At 74.1% G+C, this 19,707-nt stretch carries 16 protein-coding genes; 8 read left to right on the forward strand and 8 right to left on the reverse strand.

From position 1 onward, the window contains the following. Window positions 1-32 precede the first annotated feature (32 nt). Together FHX71_RS13855 and FHX71_RS13860 are read left to right on the forward strand one after the other, a co-directional pair. Window positions 33-1,811 (forward strand): potassium channel family protein, encoded by a 1,779-nt coding sequence (locus tag FHX71_RS13855; protein WP_182617167.1) that lies wholly within the window; start codon window positions 33-35, stop codon window positions 1,809-1,811. Window positions 1,812-1,860: 49 nt separating this feature from the next. Then, on the forward strand, window positions 1,861-3,219 hold the full coding sequence (locus FHX71_RS13860; protein ID WP_182617169.1) for an APC family permease: 1,359 nt from the start codon (window positions 1,861-1,863) through the stop codon (window positions 3,217-3,219). On the opposite strand, the gene pdxR is transcribed toward FHX71_RS13860, so the two are convergent. Beyond that, window positions 3,164-4,615, reverse strand: a complete 1,452-nt coding sequence (pdxR, locus tag FHX71_RS13865) for a MocR-like pyridoxine biosynthesis transcription factor PdxR (RefSeq protein ID WP_182617171.1) — start codon at window positions 4,613-4,615, stop codon at window positions 3,164-3,166. The genes FHX71_RS13860 and pdxR overlap by 56 nt on opposite strands. A 122-nt stretch (window positions 4,616-4,737) precedes the next feature. Between pdxR and FHX71_RS13870 the strand changes: the two genes are divergently transcribed. Together FHX71_RS13870 and FHX71_RS13875 are read left to right on the forward strand one after the other, a co-directional pair. Next, entirely contained in the window at window positions 4,738-6,591 is a 1,854-nt protein-coding gene (locus tag FHX71_RS13870; protein WP_182617172.1) for a hypothetical protein, read from the forward strand. Between the two features lie 76 nt (window positions 6,592-6,667). After that, window positions 6,668-7,300, forward strand: coding sequence for a metallophosphoesterase (locus tag FHX71_RS13875; RefSeq protein ID WP_182617175.1), 633 nt, complete (start codon window positions 6,668-6,670; stop codon window positions 7,298-7,300). Window positions 7,301-7,454: 154 nt separating this feature from the next. On the opposite strand, the gene FHX71_RS28840 is transcribed toward FHX71_RS13875, so the two are convergent. Further along, a complete protein-coding gene (locus FHX71_RS28840) occupies window positions 7,455-7,670 on the reverse strand; it encodes a helix-turn-helix domain-containing protein (protein WP_220489680.1) in 216 nt (71 codons plus the stop codon). Window positions 7,671-8,309: 639 nt separating this feature from the next. On the opposite strand from FHX71_RS28840, the gene FHX71_RS13885 reads away from it, so the two are divergent. Then, a complete protein-coding gene (locus FHX71_RS13885) occupies window positions 8,310-8,987 on the forward strand; it encodes a class I SAM-dependent methyltransferase (protein WP_182617180.1) in 678 nt (225 codons plus the stop codon). Between the two features lie 18 nt (window positions 8,988-9,005). On the opposite strand, the gene FHX71_RS13890 is transcribed toward FHX71_RS13885, so the two are convergent. The 4 genes from FHX71_RS13890 to FHX71_RS13905 all read right to left on the reverse strand — a co-directional run bounded on the left by FHX71_RS13890 (window position 9,006) and on the right by FHX71_RS13905 (window position 15,593). Continuing rightward, the gene (locus FHX71_RS13890) at window positions 9,006-9,758 is read right to left on the reverse strand and encodes a metallophosphoesterase family protein (protein ID WP_182617182.1); all 753 of its coding nucleotides are present in this window, start codon (window positions 9,756-9,758) and stop codon (window positions 9,006-9,008) included. A 63-nt stretch (window positions 9,759-9,821) separates the two neighbouring features. Then, window positions 9,822-10,607, reverse strand: a complete 786-nt coding sequence (locus tag FHX71_RS13895; protein WP_182617184.1) for a hypothetical protein — start codon at window positions 10,605-10,607, stop codon at window positions 9,822-9,824. A gap of 156 nt (window positions 10,608-10,763) precedes the next feature. Beyond that, window positions 10,764-13,238 carry a tetratricopeptide repeat protein gene (locus FHX71_RS13900; RefSeq protein WP_182617186.1) on the reverse strand — a complete coding sequence of 825 codons (2,475 nt, stop codon included), beginning with the start codon at window positions 13,236-13,238 and terminating at the stop codon, window positions 10,764-10,766. Between the two features lie 150 nt (window positions 13,239-13,388). After that, window positions 13,389-15,593: a DEAD/DEAH box helicase gene (locus tag FHX71_RS13905; protein ID WP_182617188.1), complete on the reverse strand. Its 2,205-nt coding sequence runs from the start codon at window positions 15,591-15,593 to the stop codon at window positions 13,389-13,391. Between the two features lie 63 nt (window positions 15,594-15,656). Here FHX71_RS13905 and FHX71_RS13910 point away from each other — a divergent pair, with 63 nt between their 5' ends. Further along, entirely contained in the window at window positions 15,657-16,301 is a 645-nt protein-coding gene (locus FHX71_RS13910) for an MSMEG_1061 family FMN-dependent PPOX-type flavoprotein (protein WP_182617190.1), read from the forward strand. A 72-nt stretch (window positions 16,302-16,373) separates the two neighbouring features. After that, window positions 16,374-17,051 (forward strand): hypothetical protein, encoded by a 678-nt coding sequence (locus FHX71_RS13915; RefSeq protein ID WP_182617193.1) that lies wholly within the window; start codon window positions 16,374-16,376, stop codon window positions 17,049-17,051. Window positions 17,052-17,084: 33 nt separating this feature from the next. Here the strand turns inward: FHX71_RS13915 and FHX71_RS13920 are convergent, their stop codons facing one another. Further along, the gene (locus FHX71_RS13920) at window positions 17,085-17,753 is read right to left on the reverse strand and encodes a GNAT family N-acetyltransferase (RefSeq protein WP_182617195.1); all 669 of its coding nucleotides are present in this window, start codon (window positions 17,751-17,753) and stop codon (window positions 17,085-17,087) included. Between the two features lie 356 nt (window positions 17,754-18,109). On the opposite strand from FHX71_RS13920, the gene FHX71_RS13925 reads away from it, so the two are divergent. After that, a complete protein-coding gene (locus FHX71_RS13925; protein WP_182617198.1) occupies window positions 18,110-18,481 on the forward strand; it encodes a helix-turn-helix domain-containing protein in 372 nt (123 codons plus the stop codon). 130 nt (window positions 18,482-18,611) lie between these two features. Here the strand turns inward: FHX71_RS13925 and FHX71_RS13930 are convergent, their stop codons facing one another. Further along, window positions 18,612-19,703: a carboxylate-amine ligase gene (locus FHX71_RS13930; RefSeq protein WP_182617200.1), complete on the reverse strand. Its 1,092-nt coding sequence runs from the start codon at window positions 19,701-19,703 to the stop codon at window positions 18,612-18,614. Window positions 19,704-19,707: the final 4 nt, after the last annotated feature.

Here is a 19,707-nt window from a genome sequence, read left to right on the forward strand (position 1 = left end):
GGTGTCGGAGGGTCCCGCTACGCTCAGCGACCATGACACCCGCCGCAGGTCCGGGCACGCGCGCGCACTACGTCGTCGTCGGCGACGGCCCCCTCGCCTTCCGCCTCACCCGGGCCCTGGCCAGCCGCTTCCGCGGCTCGGTCACGGTGCTGGTGCCCGACCGCACCTCCCGGTACGCCCAGGAGATCCTGGAGCTGGGCCTGCGCGACGTGGACGTGCAGGAGGCCGCGCGCGTCGACAAGAAGGCCCTGGAGAACGCGGGCGCCGACCGGGCCGTGGCGGCCGCGCTCGTGGACCAGGACGACGGCGGCAACGTCGCCCTCGCGCTCCTGCTGCGCGAGATGTGGCCCGCGCTGCGCGTCGTGGTCCGCATCTTCGACGAGTCGCTCGGCCGGCACCTGGAGCACGACCGCTGCACGGTCCTGTCGTCCTCCGCGTTCGCCGCCCCCGAGATCGTGGGCGCGGCGCTGCGCCGCCAGGTCCGGCTGCCGGTGCGGCACCGGCGCCTCGTCACGGTCTCCGACGAGGAGCCCGCACTGCCGGCCCGCATGGTCCTGTTCGCGTCCGACGGCGGCGACGACGTGGTGGCCCTGCCGACCGAGCACGAGCTGGCCACGCACACCCCCAAGGTCCTCCTGGCGGACGCCGGCGAGGGCGACGTGCTGCCGGAGGTCCGGTCCGAGCTGGAGCCCGACGACGACGAGGTGGACCCGCACCGCAGGCGCCGGTTCGGCGAGTACCTGCGCACCCTGGCGATCACGTCGGGGTGGAACCTGCTGCTGGCCGCCGCCGTGCTGGTCGTGGTGGTGCTCGTCGGGGCCGTGACCATCAAGCTGGCCACCGGCGCCTCGTTCCTCGGGGCGCTCTACGAGGCGGTGCTGCCGTCCCTGGCCGGCAGCGACCCGGACCACGACGCGCACCCGGTCGTCAAGGTCACGCAGGTGGCGCTGACCGTCGTGAGCGTCGCGGTCATCCCCTGGGTCACCGGTGTGGTGGTCGCCGGCGTCGTGCGCACCCAGAAGCTGCTCGACGCCGGCGCCCCGCTGCGCCCCCTGTCGGACCACGTGGTCGTCGTCGGGCTGGGCGACCTCGGCACCCGGATCGTGCGGTCCCTGGACCGCCGGGGCGTCCCGGTCGTCGCGGTCGACATCGACGAGTCCGCGCGCGGCATCGCGGTCGCGCGTGCCCGGGACGTGCCCGTGGTGATCGGCGACGCCCGGCGGGCCACGACCCTGCGCGCCGCGTACGTCGGGGCCGCCCAGGCCATCGTCGTGGTCACCAGCGGCGGCGCCACGACGATCGGGATCAGCTTCGCGGCCCGCTCGATCCCGCGGGCCAAGGACGCGCCGCCGAGCCTGCGCACGGTGCTGCGGGTGTTCGACCGGGACCTGGCGCGCCGGATCCGGCGCGAGATCCCGGACTCGGTGGGGCTCAGCTCGTCGTTCCTCGCGGCGCCGTCGTTCGCCGCCGCGATGATCGGCCAGGAGGTCAAGGCCACGATCCCGTACCGGGACCGCGTGCTGGTCCTCGCCGAGATCCGGGTCGAGCGCGGCAGCGCGCTCGACGGCGCGCACAGCAGCGACGTCGGCTTCGACGAGCCCGGCGCGGCACGCAGCCGGCTGCTGGCGTTCGACTCGGTGCAGCACTCGAGCGGCGGGGGCGGCCGCATGTTCGAGCCCTCGCAGGGCCGCCCGCTGAACCCGGGCGACCGGGCGTTCGTCATCGCGACGACGGCGGGGCTGCTCCGCCTGCGCGCGCTGGCGGCGGCCCCGGCGACCCTGGCCAGGGAGCCGATCGGCCTGAACGACTGACCCGGAATCGGCCCGTTCGCCGGTCCACCGCGCCCCTAGTGTCGGGCTCATGCAGAACGGACTCAGCGTCCCCCAGGGCGCGGCACTCACCCTCGGCGCCATGCTCGGCACCGGCGTCATCTCGCTCCCGGCGCTGGCCGCGGGCGTGGCCGGGCCCGCCTCGCTCGTGGCCTGGGGAGCCCTCGTGCTCCTCTCGGTCCCGCTCGCCACGACGTTCGCCGCCCTCGGCGCCCGGCACCCCGACGGCGGCGGCGTGGCCACCTACGCCCGGCTCGCGTTCGGCGAGCGGGCCGCCACCATGGTCGGCTGGGCGTTCTACGCGACCATCCCGGTGGGCGCGCCCGCCGCGGCCGGCTTCGCGGGCGCCTACGTGGCCGACGCGACCGGCGGCGGCGCCGGGACCGCCCTGGTCACGACCGTCGCGATCATCGCGGTGTGCGCCGCCATGAACTGGTTCGACCTGCGCGTCTCCGGCACCGCACAGCTCGTCATCGCGGGGTCGGTGGCGCTGCTGCTGGCCGTGGCCGTGGTGGTGGCGCTGCCGCACGCGCAGCCCGGCAACCTCACGCCGTTCGCCCCGCACGGCTGGGGCGCGGTGGGCTCGGCGGCGGCGCTGCTGGTCTGGGCCTTCGCGGGGTGGGAGATCCTGGGCTCGCTGTCCGCGGAGTACCGCCGGCCCGCCCGGGACATCCCGCGGGCCACGGCCATCGCGGTGACCGCGGTGGGCGTGCTGTACCTCGGGACGGCGTTCGCCACGGTCGCGGTGCTCGGGCCGAACCCGGGACCAGCGCCGCTGTCCGACCTGCTCGTGCTCGGGTTCGGCGAGGGCGCCCGGCCGGTCACCACGGTGGTGGCCGTGCTGCTGACCGTGGGCGCCATCAACGTCTACTTCGCGGGCGGCAGCCGGATGGGCGCGGCCCTCGCCCGTGACGGCGCCCTCCCGGGCTGGCTCGCGGCCACGCCCGGACGCACGCCGCGCCGGTCGCTGCTGCTCATCACGGCCGTGGCCCTCGGCACGACGGCGACGCTCGCGGTGCTGCGCCTGTCCACCGACGCGATCCTGCTCATGGCGACCGCCACGTTCTCGCTGCTCTACGTGGTGGGGGCCGCGGCGGCGCTGCGGCTGCTGCCCCGCTGGGGCGCGTCCTGGTGGTGCGCCGCCGTCTCCCTCGTGGCGGCCCTGGGCCTGCTCGTGATGACGGGCGCGCACATGGCGGGCCCCGTCGTCGCCGCGCTGGCCGGGCTCGCCTGGACGGTCTGGCGGCGGCGCCGGGCGAGCGTCGCGGCGTCGGTCCCGGCACCCGTCCTGGCGCCCGCGGCCGCACCCGTCACGGCTCCTGTCACGACTCCCGTCACGGCTCCAGCAGGCGACCCAGAACCTGGATGCCTGGCCGGATCGAGCTCGTGACCGCGGCACCGATGCCGAGCACGAGCCCGTCCCGGTGGGGCGGTGGGTCGTCCCGGCGCCCCACCCGCTCGTCCCGGGGGCCGGCCGCGAAGGCGGTCAGCGACTCCAGGGCGACCGACCGCCGTCGGGCGCGGGCGACGACGGCCGGCGAGCCCACCGGGACGTCGTCGGCCAGGTAGGCCGCCACGTGCAGGCCGGCCGCCGACGGGACGGGCTCGACCGGCAGGCCGGACAGGGCGTCCAGGAGGATCTCGGTCCGCTCCGCGTAGACCGCGGAGGCCTTGCGCACGTGCCGGGCGAGCAGGCCGTCGTCGATGAAGCGGGCCAGGGCGCCCTGCACGTGCACGGCCCCGTGCCCGTCGGTGAGCTGCCGGGCGGCGAGCAGCGCGTCCCGCAGCGACGGCGGCGCCACCAGGTACCCGACGCGCAGGCCGGGCAGCAGCGACTTCGAGAAGGTGCCGACGTAGACCACGCGGCCGTCCCGGTCCAGCGCCTGCAGCGACTCCAGCGGGCGGCGGGCGCGCCGGAACTCGCTGTCGTAGTCGTCCTCGACCACCGCGGCGTCGTACCGAGCGGCGTGCGCCAGAAGGGCCCGGCGACGGGCGAGCGAGAGCGGCATCCCGAGCGGGAACTGGTGCGACGGCGTCGTATAGACCAGCCGGGCGTTCCTCGGGATCTGGGACACGACCAGGCCCTCGGCGTCGACGGGCACCGGCACCACGCGTGCCCCGTGCAGGGCGAAGAGCTCCCGGGCCTCGGGATACCCCGGGTCCTCGACGGCGACGACGTCCCCGGGTTCGAGCAGCACCCGCGCCACCAGGTCGAGGGCCTGCTGCGCGCCCGTGGTCGCGATGACGTCGTCGGCCCCGGCGCGCACGCCGCGTGAGCCGGCCGCGTACCGGGCCACCGCCGCGCGGAACCGGGGCAGGCCCGCCGGGCCGCCGTAGGAGCCGGCGGCGGGCCCGCCCGCGCGCGACTCGGCGGCAAGCAGCCGGCGCCAGGTGTCGAAGGGGAACAGGCTCGCGTCCGGGATGCCCACCCGGAAGTCGTGGGCGGGCGCGGGGGCGTCGCCGCTGGCGGGCCGCGGGGTCCAGCGCCACCCGGCGCGCGGGCGCAGCACACCCGGGCTCCCCCGCCGGGCGGGCACCCGGTCGCTCGCCGACGTCGTGGCGAACGTGCCGGCGCCGGTGCGCGTCTCCAGGAAGCCCTCCGCGACGAGCCGTTCGTACGCCGTGGCGACGCTGGCGCGCGAGACGCCGAGGTCCTGCGCGAGGTCGCGGGTCGAGGGCAGCCGCTCCCCCGCCGGCACGCGGCCCGTGGTGAGCGCGGTGTGCAGGGCACGGTAGATCGCGTCGGTGCGCCCGGTGCGGCTGGTGAGATCGACGGCGAGGTCCACCCGCCGATCATGACGCATCGGGCCGGCCCGTTCGTCACAGTTCGGACTCGACGAATAAATCACCCGGTCGAGCAGCACTTTTCGGGCTTTTCGCCCTGGTCAGGGCCCTAACATCGCGGCTCATGAGCACTGAGACCGCACCGGACGCGGCCCCGGCAGAGGAGCCGTCCGGCGCGGCGTCCGAGCGCCCCGACACGACCGGCGAGACCGTCTCCGAGCTGATGTCCGACGCGGCCGCCCGGGCGGCGGCGTGGGCCGCGACGGCACGGGCGGCAGCCACGGGAGCGGAGACCACGAGAACTGCGGCCACGGGGTCGGAGGCCGTCGGGTCGGCCCAGACGACGAGCTCGGCCGGATCCGACGGGACGACCGACCGGACGTCGGACGATCCGTCAGACGCGGCGTCCGACGCCGGGACGGGCACCGTGGCCGACCCGGCGTCTGGGCCGACGCCCGACGCCACGCCCACCGCACCCTCCGAGACGCCCCCGGCCGCGCCGACCGACCCGGTGCGGGACGAGACGCCCGCCGCCGTCCACCCCGCCGCCCGTCCGCTCACGGCCGCGCTGCTGAACCTGAGCGGCCTCGGGCTGGGCTACCTGCACCTGCGGGCGTGGGTCCGCCTGCCCGTGGCGCTGGCGGCGACCGCGGGCCTCGTCTGGGTCGCCCTGCCGATCGGGCGCGAGCCGATCGCCGTGTGGTGGGCCGTCGGGTACCTGGGCGCGCTCGCCCTGTTCGCCCTGGACGCCGCGTTCCTCGCCCGACGCCGCGCCCGCCGTCCGGACGGGCCGTCGGGCCGCCGGACCGTCTGGTCGCCCCGCGCCGCCGGCCGCGTCGCGTGGGCGACGCTCGCCGTCGTGCCGCTCCTGGGCGCCGGGTACGCGGTGACGCAGCACGAGGTGCTGGAGCAGCACCTCGCGTACGACCTGGACCAGGCCGGCGCGAGCCTAGAGTCGGTGGGTACCGCGTTCGGCCCGTTCAAGAAGACGTACGACGACGCGTACGCGACGTACGTGGGGGTCGCCGAGGACCACCCGGCGACGCGCGCCGCCGACCGGGTGCCCGGCCTCGTCGACGACCTGTACACGCAGGCCAAGACCGACGACCCGTGCACCGGGCTCGTCGTCGTCCGGCACTTCGCCGAGCCCGGCACCCCGGGACCGCTGCAGGGGGTCGCCGAGGGCGAGATCCCGGGTGCCCTGCACGACTGCGGCATGCGCTCCGCCGAGACCGGCAACCTCGACATGTCCCGGACCTACCTCACCGAGCTGCTGGCGGACCACCCGGCCAGCGACCCGGCCTCGGCGGTGCCCGGGGACCTCGAGGAGTGGCGCGACGGCGTGCTGAAGGACCTGGGCGGCGCGAAGGGCTGCGCCGACACCGACGCGGCGACCGCGTCGACGGGCTTCCTCGCGAAGTTCGACTCCGGCGCGGTCAGCGCGCTGGCCGACGAGGCTCGCGAGCGGGTGCCCGCCGGGCTGCTGAAGTGTGGGGTCGAGCAGTTCGAGCGCCGGAAGTACCTGGGGGCCGTGCAGGCCCTGGACGGCCTGGTGGAGTCGTACCCGCGGGCGAAGGAGGCCGACTACGCGGAGCGCGTGCGGATCGCTGCGGGGATCGCGCTGGTGGACCCGAAGGCCGGCGTCCGGCTCCCGGTCCGGGACGAGCCCGAGGGCACGCTCACGCTGACCGTCTACAACTACAGCCCCGACCCCTTCCAGATGGTCTACACCGGGCCGGCGACCGGCGTCGTCGAGATCGACGAGTGCGACGACTGCAGCTATCTCGCCAAGGGTGAGGAGCCGGTGTGCAGCGGCTACTCGCTGACCGTCCCCAGCACCACGGTCACCCTCCCGGCCGGCGACTACCTGACGGCCACCCGCCGCCAGTCGACGGTGGTCGGCTGGGAGGACGTCGGGGTCGACAACGAGTCCTTCACAGCCGACACCGTGCTCTGCACCTGGTCGAGCCGCTTCTGACGGCCGTGTTCGACCGGTCCCCCGCCGCGGAATTCAGTTCCCCTGACGGCGCGGGACCGGTTGAATACGGTGCGACATGACTACGTACTACACGTCCGACCTGCATTTCGGACACCTGAACATCATCCGGTTCTGCGACCGTCCCTTTCCCGGCGTCGGCGCCATGGACGCGCGGCTCGTGCAGCTCTGGAACGAGACCGTCACCGAGGACGACACCGTGTGGGTGCTGGGCGACGTCGCCCTCGGGACCCTCGGCGAGTCCCTCGCCAACATCGGGCGCCTGCACGGGCACAAGATCCTCGTGCCGGGCAACCACGACCGCTGCTGGGAGGGCGACCGCGCCCTGCGCAAGGGCGAGCCGGAAGCGCGCGAGCGGCGTCGGGCCCGGGAGCACGAGCGCTACCTGGGCGCCGGCTTCGCCGAGATCCACGACCGGCCCGAGCCGGTGACCGTGGACGGCAGCGCCTTCGACCTGTCCCACTTCCCCTACGAGGGCGACTCGCACGGGGCGGACCGCTACGTCGAGTACCGGCTGCCCGACAGGGGCGGCTGGATCGTGCACGGGCACGTGCACGACACCTGGCGGCAGCGGGGGCGGCAGATCAACGTCGGCGTCGACGCGTGGGGCGGGCGGCCCGTGCCGGCCACGACGGTGGCGGCCCTCATGGCGGACGGCCCGCGCGACCTGGAGCCGCTGGGCTGGGCGTGACGCCGGCCTGAGTGTGCCGGCCCGGACATGACAAGAGCGCACGTTCGCAGGTGATGAACGTGCGCTCAGGCGTCGGGGTGCGGTGCGTCGCAAGTTGGCGCGGCGCGTGCACTACGTCAGCGGAGACGCCAGGGCGTGTTCCGCCGCGCGGGGGTCATGCGGATACGAGGGACTCCGTGTCGCGGTGCTCACGGTCGAACTTGTACGACTCGATCTCCGCGGCGTCGAACATCAGGTCTGCTCCGACCATGTGATATTCGATCTCACCGGCCTCGAGGAGGTCGATGACGTGCAGCTTCGAGACACCCAGCATCCGCGCGGCTTCGAGCGTGGTGAGGTCCTGGTGCGGGTTGTTGGCTTCGGCTTCCATTGTGATCTCGTTCACACAGCCAGTCTTGCGCGTCCCGGGGCCCGGAGTCCAGTCGAATCGGTGCGAGTTTCGATATTTGTTGAGGATTCTTTTCTCCGCCGGCTTGAACGCAGGCGTAAATCGGAACCACATCCCGATTAGGGACATATCGGTCAGGCGACTCCCGCGATGGCGCCGGCGGGCCGAGCAAGCTCGGTCGCACCAGTTTTCCGGCAATGCAGGTAACGAATTTTCACCCGCCGATCTCGCCGCGAAACAATCCCCACCATTTGCGCCTCGACAGGTGAGGATCCGGTGCCCACTGTGTAGGCGTCAGTATCACCAGACCGCCGAGACGGTCCGCGCCAACCAACAACCATGCAGGTCAGGACATGATTCGGCCAACCCGGCAGGGCGTCCCGAACCGGACGCGCGATATCACCTCCCTTGCATTCCGTTTACCGGGCTAGCACTTCTCGTATCGCGCGTGGCAGTATCCACCCCACCCCGCTCGGAACAGATCGCATCAAACAGGCAGTTTTTAATGAACAAGTCTGGAATCTGGCTCTCGCGGTGGGTCATTAGTAGGAAGAACGGTCAGGAGCACCCATGCCTGTCGAAGTGATTCAGCTCTCTGAGCACGAGTCCCATGTCCAAGCCGTGAACGAGACCACCTACGAGATCAGTGCCAGGCACTACAGCGATCGCGCCGCGGAGCGCCTGGCCGGCGCCGACAGGTGGCTCCTGCCGATCCTGACCACGCTCAGCAGCCGCCCGGGCGCGCGGGCGCTCGACGTCGGGTGCGCGGTCGGAACCAACTCCGTCTACCTCGCCAAGCAGGGGTACGAGGTCACCGGCCTCGACTTCAGCAGGCGGATGCTCGGCGCGGCACGCACGGCCTGCCGGGAGACCGGGCTCGACAACCCGCCGACCTTCGTCCTGCAGGACTTCTGCTCGTGGGTGCCCGAGGCGGAACCGTTCGACCTCGTGCTCGCCACCGCGTTCGTCCATCTCTTCCCCGAGCCGCTGGACCGCACGATCACCGACGCGCTCCTCTCGCACGTCGCACCCGGTGGCTCCGCCATCATCTCGACCACCGTGGAGGCGAACCACTCCCAGGCGCTCCGGTCCAAGCACGAGGAGGGCCCCGGCCCTGGGCAGCCGCTCAGCGACCTGCGCTGGCGGAACCACTACACGAGGGAGTCGTTCCAGAACGTGGTCACGGAGGCCTCGGTCAGCCGGCCGGGTGGGGTCTGGTCCGTCGAGGAGCACGTGTCGCGGGACCCGGGACGCCCGCAGAAGTTCTGGTCGGACATGGTGGTCACCCGGATCGGCTGACCCGGCCGTTGCGCGGCGTCACGCCTGGGACGGTTGCAGGCCTCGGTACACAGCGGTCCGGAGCTCGATCGCATACGGCTCGAGCTCCAGCATGCCGAGCCGGGCAGCGGCAGCGATCTCGGACTCGACGTCGTACGGGACCCGGACGATCTGCATGCTGAAGCGCCCGGGTTCCTGCTCACCGAGCGCGCCTTCGAGCAGGACATAGCTCGGCTCCGGCTCGTCCAGCGGGTTGCCGACGCTACCCACGTTGAACAGTGTCCGGCCCCTGTTCACCTCGACGAACGTCTCATGGATGTCGCCGTAGCCGACCATCGACGGGACCGGACCGTCCCCCGTCATGGGGGTGTTGGCGAACATCCCGTCGAACTCCTCGGCGGTGTGGCTCGCCCGCACGCGCACGTGCGGGCTCGTCGCCGAGGCGTGGAACAGCCTGATGCGCCGCCCGCTCATCAGCAGGTCGTGGCTCAGCGGCAGGGTACGCAGCCACTCGTGCTGGTCGGGGCGCAGCTCGTCGCGCCACCAGACCATGCCGGGGGACGCGTCGTCCCCGAGCGTGGGCAGGAAGTCGTCCCAGTTGCCGCGGACGTTGATGTCGCAGACCTCCGCACAACGATCCACGACCTGGCGGCCCCGCGGACCCTTGCCCACGAAGTCGCCGAGATTGACGATCTGGTCGACGCCACGCCTCCGGAGGTCGTCAAGAACCGCATCGAGAGCGGTCAAGTTTCCATGGACGTCGCTGATCAGGGCGACTCGTTCCAGAGACATCACTGGATCGTGCCACACCCGCAGGTCAGGAGCACCGGGCGACGCCGAGACATCGCACTACGTTCACATCGGCCGCGCCCGCGCGAGCTGGTACCCCAGGAGGCGGTCCAGCTCCTGCAGGATGTGCGTCACGTAGGGCCGGTTGCCGCGCGGACCGTCGAACCCTGACGCGACCAGACGGATCCAGGCCGGCCGCCGTCGGAACACGTGGAACTCCATGTAGCCCTTCGGCTCGTCCGACCACGGGTCCGCGATCGTCGCGCTGTGCTGCACCCACGCCCGATAGGTGTGCAGGCGCACCGACCCCTCGGCACCCTCGCGGCCGAGCCGCTCCTCCAGCGACCTGATCGTCAGGTACGCCCGCTCCACACGGTCCGCGAAGGCGAGCTCGTCGTAGAAGACGTCCATGAGCGCACGCACCCGCCGCTGGGAACGAAGCCAGTAGGGATCGACCATCACGAAGTCCACCCGCACGCCCCGCCGGGCGGCCTCGACGATGTGGTCGACGTCCTTCGTGACCGCCGTCAGCCCCACGCCGAAGCACACCACGTGCTCGCTCGCGGCGCTCCAGACGTCGTGCACGTCCGACTCGCGGCTGTAGTCCCCACCGACCGCCTCGATGCCGCGCATCCGCCGCCTGCCCTCCTCGAGCCGGCGCGAGGACTCGATCAGCTCGCGGTACACCCAGAGCGGGGCGACGACGATGACGACGGCGGTCATGCAGTAGACGATCACCTCCGCCGCGGGCTCTGGCAGGACGTCCGGCACGAAGGTCAGCGCGAGGTTCGACGCCACGCCGAGAGCCACCACGATCAGCCCGCCGTGGGCCCATCTCCCCTCGACCCTCACGGTCCGGGCTCCCAGCGCTGCATGTGGACCACCCCAGGCGTCTCCGCGCATCCCCCAGCGCCGCACATCTCCGGGCGCCCGAGCCGCCAGGATAAAGCAATGAAATAGCAAAGTCTAGCAGTTTTCGGACATGGCAGACGTAAGTGTCCGCACGCCTCACGCCGCGGCCAGTGTTCCGAGCTCCTGCGCCTCCGCTCGTGCCCGCCGGGCCTCGTCGAACCGCTCCTGGTCGTGCAGCGTGAGCGCCAGCGTCCGCAGCGCCTCGACGAGCCGCGGCCGGTACTTCGCGGCGTTCTCGGCCAGCAGCTCGCGCAGGAGCGCGACGGCCTCGCGCACGAGCTCCACGGCCTCGTCGCCCAGCTTGAGGCCGGCGACGATCGCGCCCAGGTTGCTCAGCGACTCGGCCAGCCGGGGGCGGTACCGGTGCGGGTCCACGTGCGCGAGGTCGCGCCAGGTCCTGGTCGCCTCGTGCTCGGCGTCGAGCGCCTCCTGGGACCGGTGCAGGCGCGTGTGCGTGACGCCGAGGCCGGACAGCGCCTCGGCGAGCTCCGGCACGTGCCGCCCCGGGTCCTGGGCCGCGAGCCGGCGCAGCACCTCGACGGCCTCCTGCTGGAGCTCCCGGCCCTCCTCCCACCGCCCCGCGTCGGAGAGCCCGGTGCCGAGCGCCCCGAGCGAACGGGCGAGGTCCGCCAGGTACCGCCCCGGGTTCTCCTGGGCGCTGCGGCGCCGCAGCGCGACGGCGTCCTCCAGGTGCCTCAACGCCTCCTCGGTCCGGCCCTGGCCGGCCAGCACCGTGCCCAGCGCGTGCAGCGCGTCACCGAGGGCGGGCAGGTGCTCGTCCGGCGCGGCCTCGGCCGGACGGCGCAGGAGCGCCGTCGCCTCCCGCGCGGGAGCCGACGCCGCGTCGGGCCGGCCGAGCTCCAGCAGCCGGAGCGCCAGGCCCGTCAGCGACCGCGCCAGCGCGGGGGCGCACCGGTCGGGATGCCGGCCGGCGAGCTCGCGACACAGCGCGACCGCCTCCTGGCTCGTCCCGAGCGCGCCCAGCGTCTGCCCCAGCTCGGCCCGGGTCGCCGCCAGGTCCGACAGCGCCGTGGCCAGGTCGAACGCGACGGCCTCCGGGTGGTCCGCCGCGGCGTGCCGCAGCAGGCGCACCGCCTCCTCCTGGCAGGGCAGCGCCTCGGCGGGCCGGCCCTGGGCCGCGCGGGTGGTCCCGAGGCCCGCGAGCAGCGCCGCCAGCTGAGGCCGGAACCGGCCCGGCTCACCCGGGGGCTCTGCCTCGTCGAGCCCGTGGAGCAGCACGAGCGCCTCGCGCTGGTACGGCTCGGCGTCGCCGGCCCGGCCCGCCTCGGCCAGCGCGGCCCCGGCGTCGGCCAGGGCCTCCGCCCGGCGGACGACGTCGGCGGGTCCGACGACGGAATCCCGCCCCGTCGCCGCCAGCGTGCGGAGCGTGACCTCCGCGCGCAGCTCGCCGAGCGTGAGCGACGGGCGCGGGAGCACGCCTGAGACGGCGCGCAGCGCGTCGGCGTCCTCCGGGAGCGCGGCGATCGCCGCGCCGAGCTGGTCGAGCGCGGCGTCCAGGTCGCCGGTGCGGCCGTCGAGCCGGTCCGCGACGATCCCCGCGGTGCGCAGCGCCGCGCGCCGGGCCGACGGCGCGCCCGCCCCGGCCAGGCAGGCGCCGAGCAGCGCGGGGGCGTCCGTGAGCTCCCCGAGCAGGTGGGGGTCCACGACCCGGGCGGGCAGCGACCGGTGCGGGTCCAGGTCCAGGAGCCACCGTCCGACGTCGGGCGCCGCGGCCGGCCGCACGCCCGGCAGGACGCGCGCGACGCGGCGCACGAGCCGCTCGGCCGCGTCCGGCGTCCGCACGCCGGTGAGCGTCGCGGCGGCGACCAGGCCGTCCACGGCCTCGGGGTGGAAGCCCGCGTCCCCGAGCAGCCCGGCCTGCTCGGCGGAGCGGTACCAGGTCCAGCGCTCGTGCTCGAGCAGCTCGTCCAGCGCGTCGGACACGTCGACGGGCAGCACGCCGTGCGCCCCACGGGACTGCGTCCGCAGGACGGCGCAGAGCGCGGCGGCCTGCAGGTCGAGCATCGGGGCGCCGCCCGGGACCGCCGCGACGGAGACCCGCGGCACGGGCAGCCCCAGGGCGTCCGCGAACGACTCGGCGACGGCCGCCACGACCCGCGCGTCCACCTGCCCGGGCAGTACCGCGGCGGGCAGGTCGGCGCGGGCCCACCCCGCCTCCAGCAGCGCGCCGGCCGCCGGGTCGGCCCGGGTGAGCCGGTCGAACCAGGGGCCGGCACCTCGCGCGACCAGCAGCACGCGCACGGCGCCGTTGCGGCCCCGGGCCGCGTCCGCCAGGAGCTGGGCGAGCGCCGGGCCGCGCCCGTCGGCGTCGTCGACCAGCAGGAGCGCGGGGGCGCCGTCGGGGACGGCGGCCAGGGCGCGGGGCTCGGCGCCGTCGGGCACGCTGAGGCAGGTCCATCCGGCGCGGGCCATGTGGTGCGCGAACTCGCGGGCGAGCCGGGTCTTGCCGACGCCGCCGGGGCCGGTGACCAGCCGGACGCCCACGGGCTCCGGGCTGGTGCACCACACGACGAGCGACGCGTGCTCGGCCCTCCGGCCGACGAACGGCACGACGCGTCGTTCGGGGGCAAGCAGCCGCCCGGGGGACATCGTGTGCGCGAGAGCCGTACGGGGGTGTGACGACAACGTGGACACACCGTCAGTGAACCCCAATCCCTCCCGAAGCGGTTATCACACCGAAATGGGCGGGCACGGGTCATCTCATGGTGTGCGGCTGAGCCGCTCCTGCTCCTCGGCGAGGATCGTGCGGGACAGCGTGGCCTCCGTCTGCGCGGCCACGTCGACGGCCGACGGCGAGGCGTCGGTGATCTCGGACTGCCGCACGAACTCCTCGAAGAGCGCCGACTTGGACCCGAGGATCTCCATCATCCGCTGGTCCACGGACTGCTCGACCAGGAGCCGGTGCACCTGGACGGTGCGGGTCTGGCCCATGCGGTGGGCACGCGCCACGGCCTGCGCCTCGATGGTGGGCTTGACCTGCGGCTCGCAGAAGATGACGACGCTCGCGGCCTGCACGTTGAGGCCGACTCCCCCGGCGGTGATCTGGCTGACCAGCACGGACGGCCCGCCGGGGGTCGACAGGGCGTCCACCATGGTCTGCCGCTCCGGCACGGGCACGGACCCGGTCAGCGGCCCGACGGCGAGGTCCCCGAGCAGGTCCATCACCTGTTCCAGGACCGACAGGAAGTACGAGAAGACGATGACCCGGCGCCCGGCGTCGACCGCCTCGGTCACGAGCTCGCGCAGGCGGACCAGCTTGGCGGAGTCGTCGGCCGCGGAGACGGCGAACGCGGCGCGGCGCATCTTCATGAAGTTCCCGGCGAGCACGGCGTCTCGGTAGGCGGCGCCGTCGACGGGGCCGAACTGCTCCCACTCCTCGACCTGCACCATCTCGGGCAGCTCGGTGAGCACGTCCTCCTGGTTGCGGCGCAGGTAGGCGGGCGCGACGATCCGGCGGAACGCCTTGGCGCCGGACAGCCCGGCGTTGGGGTCGAGCTGGCCGGCGACCTCGGGCTGCAGGTAGCCCACCATGTTCTTGAACTCGGCGACCTTGTTCTCCATCGGGGTGCCGGACAGGAACAGGACGCGGTCGGACCGGTCGGCCCACCGTCGCACCTCGCGGCCGCGCAGCGTCTCGGGGTTCTTCACGTAGTGCGCCTCGTCGACGACCATGAGCGCGGGCCGCAGGTCGTAGGGCAGGTCCAGGCGGCCGAGCACCTCGAAGGTCGTGACCCCGACGCCGCCGTCGGCCAGCCAGGTCGCCGCGGCCTGCTCCCGGTCGTTGCCGTGCAGCACCACGGCGGCCAGGTCGGAGTGCTGCTCGACCTCGCGCTTCCAGTTGGTCACGACGCTCGCCGGGCACACCACCAGCACGTGCGTGCCGCCTGTGGCCATCAGGTGCGCGGCCACCGCGATGGACTGCATGGTCTTGCCCAGCCCCATCTCGTCGCCCAGGATCGTGCGCCGCTGCACCAGCGCGTACTTGGCACCGAACTGCTGGTAACCGCGCAGGCTGGCGCGCAGCAGCGTCCGGTCCAGGGGCTGCGCCTCGACCCGCCGCACGACGTCGGCGGGCAGGCCGCCCTCCGCGGCCTCGTGGTCGTCGCCCAGGTCCACGACCTGCGACAGCAGGCCGTAGTACTCGGCGGACCGCGCCTCGAAGTCGGCCCACACCTCGGCCCCCTCGGGCGGCTGCCCGACGGCGGCGCGCACCGCCCGCGCGTCGTCGGTCAGGCGCGCGGCCTCCACCAGGTCCGCGAGCACGGTGACCGAGGCGAGGGCGGCCGCCTTCCGGTCGGCGGGCGCGACGAGCCGGCGCCAGACGCTCGTGGCGAGCCGGGCGGGTTCGAGGTGCTCGGGCACGACGTCGGCGACGCGGCGGGCCTCGTCGAGGTGCTTGTGCCGCGCGTCGGTGGCCAGGCCGAACGCGTACAGGGACTGGACCAGCACGGTCGCGTAGGGGTCGTCGGGGTCGACGTCGATGCGGAACCGCAGGTCGGCGTCGACCTCGTCGGCCAGCTCGCGGGCGGCCGACGTGGCGAGCTTCGCGGTGCCCGCGCCGATCCCGGCCTCCACCAGCCGGTCGGTGCCCGCGACGAGCACCTGGGTGACGTGGTGGTAGCCGGCCTTCTCCAGGACGGCGACGCGGAGCTTCTTGCGCCGCTCCTCCAGCGCCGCGACCGGGACGGACCGCAGGTCGGCGTGCACGCGGACCTCGCGCGTGGCCGTGTACGCGTCGCGGACGCGCTCGCGCAGGGCGAGGTCCGTGGTGGTGAGCAGCCGCGAGTCGTCGAGCAGGGACTCGGCCCGCTCCAGGACGTGCCGCGCGGCACGGGCCTTCCACGGTCGCGGCGGGCCGGCGGCGGGGGCTGCTGCTGGGCTGGGGAGGGTCGTCTGCTCGGTCATGGCGCTGCGAGCGTACCCGGATGGTCTGACATGCCCCATTTACGCCAGGTCTATGTTGAGGGCATGACCCACGCGCAGAGCAAGTTCGGAGGCACGCCCGTCACCTCGGTCGAGGAGCTCCGCGAGATCATCCCGCCGCCGCTGGGCGCGGCGGCGGGCAAGGTCCGCCCCACCCTGCACGAATTGGACCGGCAGTGGCTCGCGGCGTCACCGCTGTGCCTGGTCGCGACGTCGGACGCCGCCGGCAACGTCGACGTCTCCCCGAAGGGTGACCCGGCCGGCTCGCTGGTACGCGTCCTGGACGACACCACGATCGCGATCCCGGAGCGCCCGGGCAACCGGCGCACCGACGGCTTCCTGAACGTGCTGGCCAACCCGCACGTGGGCCTGATCTTCGTGATCCCCGGCCGGGGCGACACCCTGCGTGTGAACGGCCGCGCCCGCCTCGTGCGCGACGCCCCGTACCTCGCGGAGCTCCAGGTGCGCCGCAACGTGCCGGTCCTGGCCCTGGAGGTGGACGTGGAGGAGGTCTTCCACCACTGCTCCAAGGCGTTCCTGCGCTCGAAGACGTGGGACCCGGAGACCTGGGGGCAGGAGGACGTGCCGCGCCGCGCCGTCATCTCGCGGACCCTGGAGCGCAAGGACGCCAGCCTCGACGAGCTCGACGCGTACTACGGGCCGAAGTACGCGGAGACGATCTACGGCTGAGCGTTGGCCGGGGCCGGGGTGATCTTCGCGGCTCTGGTTGGCAGCCCTCCGGAGCCGGGAGACGATGCAAGCATGTCAGCGCCTCCCCCGGAACGGCCCGCGCCCGGCACCGGCGCGCCGCCGCCCACGCCGGCCGGGGGCCAGCCGTACCCCGCGCCCCGACCGCGCAGGACCGGCCCCAAGGTGCTCACGTTCGGCGGGATCGCCGTCCTGGTCGTGGGCATGATCCTGGGCGTCGTCGGGTTCGTGGGGGCGGCCCGGGGCATCGTCGACCTGGTGCCCACGGACCTCGTCACCAGCGAGGGCACGGCCGGCAGCGACGCGCTCGCCCTGGGGCCGTCCACCACGCCGGTGCCATTCGACGTCCGGGAGAAGGGCGCCTACCTCGTCCTCGAGGTCTCACAGGACCGGTCGTCCCGGCTGCCCGCCTCGGCCGTGGGCGCCGAGGGGCCGAGCGGCCCGGTGCGCATCAGCCGGCCGGAGGAGTCCGGCTCGCTGGAGGTCAACGGCTGGTCGGTGTTCCCCGTCGGGGTGCTGGTCCCCGACGAGCAGGGTACGTACGCGATCGTCGTCGACCCGCAGGTGGCCGCCGCCGACGTCAGCATCGCCGTGAGCGGACCGTACAACGCGGACAGCGTGGCCGGGATCGGCGGCAGCGGGATCGTCCTCCTGATCGGTGTCCTGCTCGGCGGGCTGGGCTTCGCGATGCTGGTCGCCGGGATCATCTGGTGGGCGGTCGCCAAGAAGTAGGCCTCGTCCCGAACGGCTGCGGCCGGGGTGGGGTCACGCGGGCTGCTCGTCCAGGCCGAGCATCGCGCGGACCGGGGGCACACCGCTCAGCGTGACGTCGGGCCGGTGCAGGTCCGGGCGGGCCGCCCACATCTCGCGGGTCATCCGGTAGCGGTTCTCCGCGGCCCGGGTGCCCTGCCGGTCCACCAGTGCGACGCCGTTCGGCGCGTAGCCGAGCGACCGGGTCACGCCGTTGGACTCGGGGTTGTCGTCGAAGGCCTCGGTCGTGGCGTCGGCGGCGCCGAACCCCTCGAACAGCAGGTGCAGCGCCATCAGCCGCATCCGCTTGCCGATGCCCTGGCCGTGGTGCGCCAGGCCCAGCCAAGAGCCCGTGCCGGCGGACCGGGTCGCGGCGAACGCCTTGGCACCCACGCCCTGGACGCCGACGGGCGTGCCGTCGCGGAACACCCCGAGCTCGAACGCCCAGGCCTCGGGCGACACCTTGCCGCGCGACGCCCAGTGGAACTGCAGGAAGCCGCGGCGCACCTCGTCCGGCTCACCGACGTTCCACGGGACGACGAACGGGCTCCGCTCCGGCGGATGGATGCCCGCCACGGCGACCTCGGCGAGGCGGACGAGCTCGGCGTCGTCGGGCAGGCGCAGCTCGAGGTCGCCGCTGCTGACACGCAGACCGAAGGGCGGGAAGGCACTGGCAAGATCCATCACCCGACCGTTCCAGGTCCCTCCGGGACCGGGCAACCTCAAATCGAGGGGCGACCGCCCGGCCGGGTCCGTTCCGGAGGGCCGACGGCGGGCCGCTCCGGAGTGACCTGTACCCGGACGGAGGTGGCCGCGTGGGCTGAATATCGATCGGCTGGGACCCGGGCGATCCGCCTGTGCCGGACAGTCCGGAGCAGCCGAACTTGCCGAGATCCGGGCGATCGGAATTCACCGCAGGTGGCCACCTCTCGAAAAGGTGTGTTCCACGCCCGAGAGGCCCCAGCGCCCGGACGCTCACGCCGGGAGACCGGCCCTGTGGACAGGCGTCGCGGAAGCCTCCGGGCGGGCAGGCTGGGCGCATGGCACGCACCAACTACGACCCGCTGGACCGGCACCCGATCTTCGACGGCACGCTCGACCCGGACCTCGACGACGACGTCGAGACACCCCCGGTACGCACCCGCCCCGCGCCCACCCTGTACAGCGACGGGCTGGCGCTCGTGTGCGCGGCGGCCGTCCGGTTCGAGGCCGCGCGACGGGGGCTGAGCCAGCGGCAGATCGCCGTCGAGGTCGGTCTGTCACGTGCGGCCGTCTCCGAGCGGTTCCGCGGCCGGACGGCCTGGACGCTGGACCAGCTCGGAACGCTCGCCCTGCTCTTCGGCTGCGATCCCGCCGTCCTGGTCACCGAGCCGCGCAAGCCGGCCCGGGAGCTGGCCGGCAACTACCGCTGAGCAGCAGAACGCGACCGATCGAGGCACGTCCGGCTGGAGCGCGGCGAGCAAGAGCGGGACCAGCCGGTGAGCGGCGAACCAGTGCGGCGACCGGCCGGGGTCCGGTCGGCCGCCGCACCCGGCACAGGGGTCAGGCCAGGGTGGCGTCCGCCGCGTGCAGCGCGACCGCGCCGAGGTCGCCGCCCGACTGGGCCGCCCAGGCGTACTGCCGCATCGCACCGTTGCCCTGGGACCAGAGCCCGCCCAGCAGCTCGGTCACGGTGTCGAGGTCGCCGAGGTCCACGAGGGCGTCGCGGACGTGGCCCACGAGCGCGCCCACGACGTCGTGCGCCGGGGCCGGCCGGAGGGTCCTCGGGTCCAGGAGGTCGCCGGAGAGGCCGGACCGCCCCGCCCGCCAGAGCGCCGTCCGCAGGATCTCGACGGGCGGCTCGGGCGCCGGTTCGCCGGACGCCGCGGCACGCGCCGCCGTCTCCACGAGGCCCCGAGCCAGCGCGGCCAGGAGCGTCGCGGTGTCCGCGGAGAGGCAGACGTCGGCGACGCGGATCTCGACGGTCGGGTACTTGGCCGAGAGCCGGGCGTCGAAGTAGACCATCCCCTGGTCGAGGATCGTGCCGGTCGCGACGAGGCCCGAGACGGCGGCGTGGTAAGCCTCCGGCGTGCCGAAGTGCCGGGTCGGGCCCGCCGTGGGCCAGCGCGACCAGACCTGGGAGCGGAAGCTCGCGTAGCCGGAGTCGTCGCCCATCCAGTACGGCGAGTTCGCGGACAGCGCCAGCAGGGGCGCGAGCCACGGGCCGATGCGGTCGAGCACGGCGACGCCCTCGGCGTCGTCGGCCACGGAGACGTGCACGTGGCAGCCGCTGGTGAGCTGCTCACGCGCCGTGAGACCGAACTCGGTGCGCGCCTGGAGGTAGCGGAGCTTGCCGACCGTCGTGCCGGCGAACGCCAGGGGTGACGTACCCAGCGCCGCGATGCGCGCGTCGTGCCGCTCGGCCGCCGCCTGGGCGCCGGCGCGGCCCTCGCGGATCGCGGCCGCGACGTCCTCGAGCGTCGAGCGCGGCGGCGTGGCCGTCTCGATCTGCTCCTCCATGAACTCGTGCTCCAGCGGGCCGTCGCCAGGCTCCGCGGTGCCGAGCACGTCCTGGGCCCGCGCGATGGGCGCGCCGTCGTGACCGACGAGCATCAGCTCTTCCTCGACCCCGACGGTCCGCCGGGTCGTCGTCACAGCT

Source organism: Promicromonospora sukumoe (genome assembly GCF_014137995.1).
Taxonomy (GTDB): Bacteria; Actinomycetota; Actinomycetes; order Actinomycetales; family Cellulomonadaceae; genus Promicromonospora; species Promicromonospora sukumoe.

Bases quoted from the DNA above. Each gene is read 5' to 3' on its own strand.
- FHX71_RS13855 (WP_182617167.1), top strand. From the start codon at position 33: ATGACACCCGCCGCAGGTCCGGGCACGCGCGCGCACTACGTCGTCGTC.
- FHX71_RS13860 (WP_182617169.1), top strand. From the start codon at position 1,861: ATGCAGAACGGACTCAGCGTCCCCCAGGGCGCGGCACTCACCCTCGGC.
- FHX71_RS13870 (WP_182617172.1), top strand. From the start codon at position 4,738: ATGAGCACTGAGACCGCACCGGACGCGGCCCCGGCAGAGGAGCCGTCC.
- FHX71_RS13875 (WP_182617175.1), top strand. From the start codon at position 6,668: ATGACTACGTACTACACGTCCGACCTGCATTTCGGACACCTGAACATC.
- FHX71_RS28840 (WP_220489680.1), bottom strand. From the start codon at position 7,670: ATGGAAGCCGAAGCCAACAACCCGCACCAGGACCTCACCACGCTCGAA.
- FHX71_RS13890 (WP_182617182.1), bottom strand. From the start codon at position 9,758: ATGTCTCTGGAACGAGTCGCCCTGATCAGCGACGTCCATGGAAACTTG.
- FHX71_RS13905 (WP_182617188.1), bottom strand. From the start codon at position 15,593: ATGACCGAGCAGACGACCCTCCCCAGCCCAGCAGCAGCCCCCGCCGCC.
- FHX71_RS13910 (WP_182617190.1), top strand. From the start codon at position 15,657: ATGACCCACGCGCAGAGCAAGTTCGGAGGCACGCCCGTCACCTCGGTC.
- FHX71_RS13915 (WP_182617193.1), top strand. From the start codon at position 16,374: ATGTCAGCGCCTCCCCCGGAACGGCCCGCGCCCGGCACCGGCGCGCCG.
- FHX71_RS13920 (WP_182617195.1), bottom strand. From the start codon at position 17,753: ATGGATCTTGCCAGTGCCTTCCCGCCCTTCGGTCTGCGTGTCAGCAGC.
- FHX71_RS13925 (WP_182617198.1), top strand. From the start codon at position 18,110: ATGGCACGCACCAACTACGACCCGCTGGACCGGCACCCGATCTTCGAC.